This is a genomic window from Treponema sp. R8-4-B8 (assembly GCF_054786175.1).
The window spans coordinates 180884-191001 of the sequence record NZ_BDHE01000484.1; the positions used below are offsets into that span (position 1 = coordinate 180884).

Sequence of the window (10118 nt, forward strand, 5' to 3'; positions counted from 1 at the left end):
AAACTGTAACACTGTACCTAACAGCGTTACCAGTATCGGACAAGCCGCTTTTATTGAATGCAGAAACCTTGCCAGCTTAACCATAGGGAGCGGAGTTACCACAATTAGTGATTACGCCCTTGACAGTTGCATTAACCTTACCAGCGTAACGTTTGTAGGCACTATTCCTTCAAACGGGTTAAGCGCTAATGCGTTTGGTGATATTTCAGATGGCATTAGCGGCGGTTATATCGGCGACTTGCGTGACAAATATCTTGCAGGGGGGCCAGGAACATATAAAAGACCGAATGGTGAAAATACAACATGGGAGAAATCATAAAATATTAACAAGGAGGAAAATATGGTTAAAATATGTAAAACACCAGCAGTGCTGTGGTTTTAATAACAATTCGTTGAATTGTAAAATGAAAAATCCGCAATGATTAAAAACTAAGGAAGGAGAATTGTATGAAGAAGTTGTTATTAGGTATTTCGTTAATCGTTTTTTTTGTTTTCGCCGGATGCGCGACAAGTTCGTTGACGTATGTTTTTGATCCGGAAATTCATGGAGGAAATTTATGAACAATTTATTTTTAAATCCAATTTTTTGGATACTTTATATAGTTTTCTTTATTATTTGTATCCTTATAGGGATATTTTATAGAAGAAATAAAAAGAAGTTAGAACAAGAAAAATTGGACAAAGAAAAGTTAGACAAAGAGCAATATGAAAAACAATTAAAAGAAATAAAAGAAAAGCCGATAAGCGATTTTCTAAAAGAAAATAAATTGGAACAATATTGTGAAATATTTGAAAAAAATAAAATTGAAAATGTTGAATCAGCTATAAGTTTATCTGATACAGATTTATCGAATATTGGTATTTCAATGCTGGGTGACAGGAAAAAAATTCTGTCATTATTAAAGGATGTATCATCACCCGCGACAAAAGAAGGAACATTATCATCCGTAAACGCAGACGGTGTAAAATGTCCAAAATGCGGTTCAAGTGACATTCAGGCAATTAGTGAAGTAGAAGGAAAAACAAAAGGATTTGGTTGTTGTTCAGGCGCGATAGGAGCTATACTTCTTGGTCCAATTGGCTGGTTATGCGGTTTATGCGGAATGAATAAGGGAAAAATTACTTCTAAAACTATGTGGGTATGTAAAAACTGTGGAAATAAATTCCATTAAAATATGGATTTTTCTAATGAAATTGGGGGCAAAAACAGGCTGCCATCAATTGCATGAACGTAGTTTTTCTATAAAGGGTTATCAATTTCCTCTATGTGCCAGATGTACCGGTTTATTTATTGGTCAAACCTGTGGATTGATATTTTCCTTCTTTTATATTAAATATGATATAAAATATTTATTTCTTTTTGCATTAATATTTTTTGTATTGTTAGGAATTGATGGTTTTGGGCAATATATAAATTTATGGGTTTCAACAAATTTAAGAAGATTTTTAACAGGGATAACATGCGGTTATTTTGTTACAATATTTATTATAAACATAATTATAAAAGCAATTGAAATAATAAAAACAAAAATAAATATATAATTAAAATAAAGAAAACGCAAAAGTAGAGGAGCAGAAAAGAGAAGGTTTGAAAGGGACTGTCCAAAAAGTAACATTTTTGAGCAGTCTATTTTTATTGACCCTGAAAGTGAAGGACACGCGAAGTGCTTTTCTCATACTGATTGTTTTACTGTGTTTGCCGTTCATTACAGCATTTTGAATAAAGCCGTTTTTTTTTAAATTCTATAACGCTTTCGTTATGTTAAATATCCGCATCTGAAAAAGGAAAAAGGAAATATAATTTAAGCCGACATAAAAATTTTAGTCGTCCAATATGTTTACCAAACTTTTGGTTCACCCTCCGGTTTTATAACTTTAACATCATCGCCTGACGGTTCAATAACAAAAAGCCCTTTTTTTAGAGCGTAGTTTCTGGTAGAATCATCTGTAATTGTAGAAGCCATCGCTCCCATGAATTGGCGTTTGTCGCCGTGTTCATCGGCGTATTTGCGTATTTTTTCCATGCGTAGAAGGTGGTCGTCTATATCCGCGTTACGAAGGGTGGCTTTTACTTCTACCGCTATCGCGAGTTCGCCATTTTCAAGCATACCGTCAATTTGGGCGTAAACGCCTTCCGCGAATTTATATGTGGCTATGCGGTTAAAGGAATAGCCGAGCTTTTTAAATTTTTGAGGAAGGCCTGGAGTCAATATATGTTCGGCAATAGAACCTAATGTTTTGTTAAGACCGCCGATGTTTTTTTGGGTCTCTTTTATAGCTTTTTCTGTTCTTAAATTAGATTCTCTTATGGTTTTTTCGGTTTCTTTATGAGCTTGTTGGGTTTCCCGTATTGCTGCCCATGCTTCGTTTTGGGATTTTAATAAATCGTCCAATGTTATTTTTTGAGACGATTTATTTGCTGGCTTTTTGGCGGTTTTAGGACTTACAGTCCGTGGACTTTTAGTCCGTGAATTTTTCCGTACTGTTTTTTTTACTGCTGTTTTAGTCGGCATTTTTTCCCCCTGTTTTAAATATACCCGAAAGTTTGATTACAGGCAAGAGAGCAAAATAGCAATGAGTAGAGGTCACGCATTGTACACCATCATAGTGTACCTTGAAACCCGAACACTGCTATATATTGAGTGACACAATTTAAGCCGACATTCTCGCGGAATAATACCGATGTAATTCTTTACGCCTCTCTGGTGTTGTTCATAAAGGATTTTCCGGATTATTATTACGTTTGTTTTTATCCTTATTCCGGCAGCGTCTTTAAAAGACACTAAAAAACTAGGCCGGTCATGCCTTTTGAAGACGGAAAACGGATAAGGTTTCTTGAATATAGCGTTCATAACACACCTCATTAAACCAACATTTAAAACGACTTTATATGTCGTTTTATGTGTCGATAAAATTAGTTAATCGTTATGAACGCCCAATGAATGGGTAGTTCATCGGCTAATTCCTTATGACATAAGGAATTAGCTTACTTTGGGGAGTGGAGGATTCGAACCTTCGAAGGCTGAGCCAACAGATTTACAGTCTGCCCCATTTGACCGCTCTGGAAACTCCCCAATACAACTTCTATAATACTTATACAAAAAAAAAAGAATCTTGGCAAGAGGGTTATTTCTTTTTTCTTATTCCGTCTATTGCCCAGGAATTAATGACATTTAGGCGTTTGGAAATAGCGGAATCAATGTCGATCTTTGAAGCGATAAAATCAGAAATGTCAGTGCCGGCGACGCTGTATATTAATACGCCTTCCTGAATCGGTTCAAAATAGAGCTGGGCTATAAATTTTTCTTCTTTAATTACCGGAATAAACAAATAACTCATATTGCGAAAATTAGTCAGAGTATAGCGAAGTCCGTTTTGAATTAACGCCATCTCCGCGCGATAATAAGTGTTTCCAAAATTAACGTCTTTAAGCCTGATATAAACAGTCTCTTTTGCGGGCAGCATTTTTGCCGGAGGCGGATCGGGAATTGCGGTTGTTTGCTTTTCACTGACTATTCTGTTTGCTTCTTCAAAAAGAGGGACAGACTTTTTTTTAGTAAAGGAACTGTACAGCCTCCCTTTAAGAGCGCCTATATTTCCCAACGCGTTGTATATATTAAGAAGGCTTACAGAACCGGAAGTTCCCTCAAGAACCAGTATTGATTCTACAAAGAAGCCGGGATTTTTTTGTAATACATTATTAACAATTTGAGGATCCAATCTTGATGTTTGCGCGTTTCCAATAATGATAAAACCGCTTGTTTTTTGACTTGATTTCACATAACCGGATTCTTTAAAGGCTAAAATTCTAATATCCTGATTTAGATTTGGAAAAATATCATTAAACGTGCGCAGTTGGGCAAAGACGTTATCTGCAAAAAATAAAAATAAAAGGAAAGAAAATATTTTTTTCATTTAATATGCGCCCTTGCCTATAATTACCACGCCAAAAGTTCTAAAAATTATCCAGAGATCCAGCCATACCGACCAGCTCTGCTGATAATATATGTCATAAGCGACCCTGTCGAGGTAATTGGAATCCGATCTTCCCGACACCTGCCAAAGGCCGGTTAATCCGGGTTTTACGGAAAATACGCTGTTAAAGTCCTCTCCGTATTTTTCTATTTCGCTGTCAACAATAGGACGCGGGCCTACAAGGGACATTTCACCTTTAATAATATTGATAAGCTGTGGAAATTCGTCAATGCTTGTACGGCGTAAAAATTTGCCAATTTTAGTTATTCTTGGATCTTTATACAGTTTATGGTTTTCATCCCATTCTTTTTTTAATTCAGGATCTGATTCCAATAAATGCTGCAATATTATATCCGCGTCATTTACCATTGTTCGGAATTTATAAGCGTAAAAATGTTTGCCGTTTATGCCAAGTCTTTCCTGTTTATAAAGTATGCAGCCAGGCGAATCTAACTTAATTATTAATGCAATAATAAGAAGAAACGGCAAGACTATAATGCCGCCAAAAATAACAACGCAAATATCCATAAACCTCTTAATAAGAATATTAACGGTCATATTGAGTTTATTGCTTGTATCAATTCCAAGGACTCCGCTAAAATCGCGCACTGACATCCAAATGCTTGATATATTGTAAAAATTCGGGATAAGCACGTTATAACGAAAAGCCCGAACGGACGTATTTTGAAGATGTTTTAATTTTTGGGAGTCAAGAGACGGCATGGCGACAATTGCCATTTTTATATTGTACCGTTTTACAATTTCAGGACCTGCGGCAGTATCGTGAATTATCGGGACGCCTTTATATTCGTCATCTCCAAGGGGATTATCGTCTAAAATAAGAACGGGCGAATAACCTGTCCTGATGCTGCCAAAAAGGCAATCGGCAACTAATTTTCCTGTTTTTCCCGAACCGTAAATTACAGTCGGGATTCCTCCAAGTTTTGTTTTATGCAAAAACCAGTGAGTCGCGCTTCTGCCCGTCAGAAGGATAATTGTTGAAAATACGCCGCTAATAAGGAATGCGGTATTAATTGAGTCCCACTTGTCGTTTTCAATAAACCGGGACATTGTTATGCCGCCATAAGCAATTAATGAACCGATAAAAAATCTTCTCATTTCTTCGGAAGGGGCAAGGGAGACTCCGGGATACAGTTTGTGAAGTTGGAAAATCAAAATGAAGACTGGAAGATACGGCCAATATGTAATAAACGACTTTGCGTTAATACTGCTATAATGATTAATAAACCCGTAAATTCTTACCCAAAAGAACCCCCAAGCGAAGGATAACATAACCGCCAAAAGGTCAGAAAAGACAAATGCCGATGCCGTGAGAGCGGAACTGGTGCGGCGGTATCTTGTCCTGTACCAAATGTCAAATTCGGCGAGAGTCATTTGTATTCAATATAACTTAATTTATAATGTCTTTCAAGATACATTAGACTTGTTCTTGAATGCGGTCGGTTTTCAAACAAACCTGTTAATTAATAATAAAAATTGACTGAAAGGCCAGCCTGACCGCCAAAAGTTTTTGCATCATTAATGTGGGCGTTATTTAAAGAATAAATACCGGAAATTTCACCTTTTATTGTTATATATGAATATATCTTCCATTGGGCGGCAAATGACAGTATATATTTATTTTCAACAATACCTGAAGGAGTTTTTTCTAAATTATAAGGAGGGCCATATTCAAAATCCCATTTTACGCCGTCCTTATTGTGTTGTCCGCCGGATATCCATGCGAATAAAGCGCTTAGTTTAATAATGTCATTTTTAAAGAAATCCGCCCCCGCATAAATCGCGATTGTGTCTCTTGGATATCCGATATAATTATAATAGTAACGGTCCGGCGCCCACGCCAAATACCTCATGTGGATGTAACTCGCGAATGGAGACGCTAAGATATGAAGATACGGATCAGTGTAAAAGAATTCAACGTAAAATAAGGAACCCCATGAGTTAAATGAATGGGTGTAACGCAAACCGGCCATGTAACCAAGGGCGTTTGGTGGCTGGCCATCAGGGTTTATACTGAGTTCATGTTCAGTGGCAAAGTCATTCATAATAAACTGGCAATAAAAAGCAAGTGAGCTAAGAATATTCCAATTAATTTCCGCGCTTAAAATAGATCCTACCATATGCTCATAATTTTTTTGCCATTCATCATAATTCCACCAAGAAAAAAATGAATGATATATGCTCATAGGATTTAAATAACGTAATTCAAGACTTGAATTGCCTACTAACGCGCCTTCCATTATCCCAAATGAAACTTTATTAAAAAAAGAAATATCGATACGATGCAGGTATAAATAACGTTGTGTCGTTCTTTTTAAATAATCATCTTCAAAGTTTTCATTAGAGAACGCTATATCGTCGGAAAGCGCAAGAGGCAGATGGCTTACAAGAAACGAATATTTGAAAAATTTAGAAAATAAAGACAGTCTCATAAAATCATGATAATCAGGGTTATCCATTATGGCGAGATTTCCGTTTTGACCCGTACCGTAAGACAAACGATCTCTTCCAATTTGGAAATTCCAAAAAGGGCCGCCGACGGCAAGGAATGCACGTAACGGGATATTTAAATCACAGGGATAATAAGTACCAATGGGAATATTAACGCCGAAATAATCTAATTTTTTATAATCTTCCGGATCCATAGCGTACATCGGTTCAAGATAGAGCGTTACAAATTCAGAGAAAAAAAATCTTAACGGCAATGAAAGTACGGCGGGAGTTTTTGTATTTTGGGGATACCACGATATGTCGGAGTTAAATCTTGTTCTAGCTTCCAGCGTGGAATTGATGTTAATAAAAAAAGAGAATAAATCGCTTGATAAGCTTAGCGGAGCGTTTGGATTAAGGCGTTTTTCCACGCGGTAATATGCCTGTAGCGCGGGGGGGGAGAGGAGTGAAGTGTCAAGCGAATTTAAGAAGGTTTGAATTTCATGAGGGGCGAATGGCGGGATAAATGAAAGGATGGAATTTCCTGATTCTGCGGAGAGGTAGCGAAGGTCGTCCAATACCGGATCGCCTGTTAGAATCATGTCATAGGGGAGGGAAAAAAGATTAAAAGATGATAAGAAAAAAAGTGAAATGAAAAAACAGCGAACCGCCCTCATAAAGGCAGTTTAGCACAATGTTTAAATTATGTAAACGCGAATAAAAACAATTACCAGCTCCACATTATGCCGATATTCCAGAAATGGTCAAAACCGTTGTTTCCTTCTATAATTTCACTTTTAATATTTTCTTTGGTACTATTAATACTTCTGTTCCAGCCGTATTGGATGCCGTATCCGCCCATTAATTTGAAAGTTCCAAACGACGTGGGAATTGACCATGTTACGCCTATTGTTCCTCCCAATTTTGTTTCTATCACGCTTTGAGTTAAGAATTCCATATCGCTATCGTAGTAATTCTGTATTGATGTTTTACCGGGCTGTTCATCTTTATTATGCCACGGATCGGTACCGCCCGAGTCAAAAATAGTGCCATCATGATAATCCTGATCAAATAATGGTTTATCAGCCGAAGCGTTAGCGTGACGGATTAAATAAGCTGATAAATTTATATCCAAATTACGGATAATTTTCCAATTGCTTCGTAAAGAAAACCTGTCCGAATTTGGCTCAAGATCGGGGCCAATGTTTCTTCCCCTGTGGGTATAATCATAATAATTCGCGACCGGATCACCATTTTTTCCAAGAGGAGAATTAGTTTGATCGTTGTCCTCATACCCGTTATAACGCAAACGTGAAGGTACAACCCAATGCGTGTAAGTATATGGCATAACGGCCGTATAATCAAAATCAAGTTTAGAAAGTATGCTTCTTGCGGGAGACCATGAAACGCCAATTTCTCCCGCCGCTTTAAAATTAGGTTTTCCGTCTAAAATTCCGTTAAACGAAAAATCATCAATATAAATCTGAGTGTTTACAAGAAAAGTGTTAATAGGCCGCCAGCGAAAATTAAGCCCCATAAAAGCGTTGTCATTAAAGCCATTTATAGATTGAGAACCAAACAAATAACTAAAAGGTAAAAGATATAAAAGCTCAATACGTTCGCCATAAGTTAAGGATTGTACTAATCCAAATTCAATGTTTTGTATTGGACGAAAATTTAAAGTATGCACGACATTATATTTTGCTGGAAACCATTCTTTAAAATAATAATCAGTTGCTACAATGGATTGAAAAAGAATTTCAAAAGAAAATAAAGTATCCCAATAAACAAAAGAAAAATGCCCGGCTCTTGGAGCCTGAGGACCGACTACAACGCCATTATCGTAAAAAGGCCCGTAAGAAGAGCGGCTTAAGCCTCCCTGAAAATAGATATCGCTGTTTCCTAAGGCGAGAAGGCTTGTCCAATTCTGCAGAACGCGAAATGGCCCTATATCCGCGCGATCATTTTCAAGATCCGGGTATGGAGAATAATTGCCGGGAATAATAAATTGTTCTCCGTCAAATCTATTAATTTTATTGTTATATTTATCCGTATCCGCATGAACCGTATAATTATAACTTACACTTAACAAATTACGAATATGTAATAAACCTTCGGCAAACGGAGATATTACAAAACCATAATCCTCAGCATTACCTTGGGCATATGTTTTTAATCCTACATGTAAAAATCTTTTTCCTGGGAGTAACATGTCAAGATATTTTTGAGCCAATTCAACGGCCTTTTCATCGCCGTTATCAATTACCTGTTCAAGGATTTTATAAATAAGTTTTACAGGGTACGGGCGAATCATAGGAGGAAATTCTTTAACATATCCTTTAACAAGCCAAATATCTATATCTTTGTAAATTTCACTATTTGGATCATGGACGGTTTGAGCGCCAAGAATTATTGATAGAAATAAAAAAAAGATTATAAAAAATTTAAATTTCATAAAGAAACTCCGGCTATCATAATATAAATTATACTTATTTTTGTCCAGTAAATATTTTATTATTTTCTAATTTTTGATATATGGGGAACAGATGAACCTTGCCATGTAATAAATACAGGTTTGTGTGAAATTTCCACAATAGCTTCGTCTAATAAAGAAAAATTGTCCACCGATGATATATCATGAATTGTTATTGTTGTTGGAATTGAAACCTTTATTTTCTGCTTAATGTTTACGTCATTCCAGATAATCAGAGTATTAGCATTTGATTCATTTCCAATAAAACATAAAGTAACAATATTTGATTTTACGTCCTCTTTTATAGGAAGTTCAGGATAATATCGCGAGCCGGGAAGGTAACGGGCGCATAATTCATAAGCCCATGCGCCGTCTTTTCTTATGAAATCTGAATATACAAGACCAAAATAATATTCCGAATTGATTGTGTTAATATATTCATCAAATTTATACGAATCTTTAAAATGATACCATATAAGGGCTCGAGTTCCACGGGCGGCGGCAGGAGCGATAGTTTTTATTACATAAGACGGCAGATCTTTTAAAGACGCTCTTGACGGATACCAACCTGATGTAGGATAACCAATTTCCGTAATCCAAATGTCGCCGTTAAAATTAATTTTTGAAGCTATTTTAAAAAAGTTATCCAAGAGTCTTATTGCGCCCTTTGGATTTATGGCATAAGGATGAAATGAAATAGCGCTCAGATTTTCCATAGCTCCGGCCTTTTTCATGTTTAAAATAAAATTATAGGGAAGGCGTTGAAAATTTCCGCCAATAATATAGGCGTCAGGATCTATTTCCTTTATTTTAACAGCAGTAAGCTTTGATAACTCAAAAAATTCTTTATCTGTTCCTTTCCAAAATAACCAATTTGGCTCGTTCCATATTCGCCATGCGTCAATTTTTCCTTTATAGCGGTTGACTGTAACTTCTACATAATTTATAAAATATTGAAGATTTTCTTTGGAGATATAGTCTTTATTTTTACCGTCATTAATCCATGACGTGGAATAAGCAAGGCAGGCGACTATTTTTTTCCCATGCGCTTTTGCGTTATTAACAAAATTATCATAAAAAGAAAAATCAAAATTATCTTTTTCTTTTTCTATTTGGTGCCAATTAAATACCTTAGAAACCCATACCGGACACATTTCATTTAAAACTTGATATTCTTCAACCGCCATTCCGCCCGCTATCCCTAAAAAATCAGGCGGAA

Annotated in this window: 8 protein-coding genes, 1 tRNA gene and 1 pseudogene; 3 read left to right on the plus strand and 7 right to left on the minus strand. The window is 36.2% G+C overall.

The annotated features are described in order from the left end of the window. Window positions 1-52: 52 nt before the first annotated feature. From ACYVRA_RS11965 to ACYVRA_RS11975, 3 genes and pseudogenes are all read left to right on the plus strand, one after another. Window positions 53-112, plus strand: a pseudogene (locus tag ACYVRA_RS11965) (hypothetical protein); the annotation flags it as partial. A gap of 445 nt (window positions 113-557) precedes the next feature. Further along, the gene (locus ACYVRA_RS11970) at window positions 558-1172 is read left to right on the plus strand and encodes an SAM domain-containing protein (RefSeq protein ID WP_461252940.1); all 615 of its coding nucleotides are present in this window, start codon (window positions 558-560) and stop codon (window positions 1170-1172) included. A gap of 16 nt (window positions 1173-1188) precedes the next feature. Continuing rightward, window positions 1189-1542: a DUF2085 domain-containing protein gene (locus tag ACYVRA_RS11975; RefSeq protein WP_461252941.1), complete on the plus strand. Its 354-nt coding sequence runs from the start codon at window positions 1189-1191 to the stop codon at window positions 1540-1542. Between the two features lie 296 nt (window positions 1543-1838). Here the strand turns inward: ACYVRA_RS11975 and ACYVRA_RS11980 are convergent, their stop codons facing one another. From ACYVRA_RS11980 to ACYVRA_RS12010, 7 genes are all read right to left on the minus strand, one after another. After that, on the minus strand, window positions 1839-2513 hold the full coding sequence (locus ACYVRA_RS11980) for a hypothetical protein (RefSeq protein ID WP_461252942.1): 675 nt from the start codon (window positions 2511-2513) through the stop codon (window positions 1839-1841). 479 nt (window positions 2514-2992) lie between these two features. Continuing rightward, window positions 2993-3074, minus strand: a tRNA-Tyr gene (locus ACYVRA_RS11985). A 52-nt stretch (window positions 3075-3126) separates the two neighbouring features. After that, window positions 3127-3915, minus strand: a complete 789-nt coding sequence (locus ACYVRA_RS11990) for a DUF6675 family protein (protein WP_461252943.1) — start codon at window positions 3913-3915, stop codon at window positions 3127-3129. Continuing rightward, on the minus strand, window positions 3916-5370 hold the full coding sequence (gene wbaP / locus ACYVRA_RS11995) for an undecaprenyl-phosphate galactose phosphotransferase WbaP (RefSeq protein WP_461252944.1): 1455 nt from the start codon (window positions 5368-5370) through the stop codon (window positions 3916-3918). 89 nt (window positions 5371-5459) lie between these two features. Further along, window positions 5460-7103, minus strand: coding sequence for a capsule assembly Wzi family protein (locus ACYVRA_RS12000; protein WP_461252945.1), 1644 nt, complete (start codon window positions 7101-7103; stop codon window positions 5460-5462). A gap of 50 nt (window positions 7104-7153) precedes the next feature. Further along, window positions 7154-8881 carry a hypothetical protein gene (locus ACYVRA_RS12005; protein ID WP_461252946.1) on the minus strand — a complete coding sequence of 576 codons (1728 nt, stop codon included), beginning with the start codon at window positions 8879-8881 and terminating at the stop codon, window positions 7154-7156. A gap of 59 nt (window positions 8882-8940) precedes the next feature. Further along, complete coding sequence (locus ACYVRA_RS12010; protein ID WP_461252947.1) at window positions 8941-10086, minus strand: endo-1,4-beta-xylanase; 1146 nt, start codon at window positions 10084-10086, stop codon at window positions 8941-8943. Window positions 10087-10118: the final 32 nt, after the last annotated feature.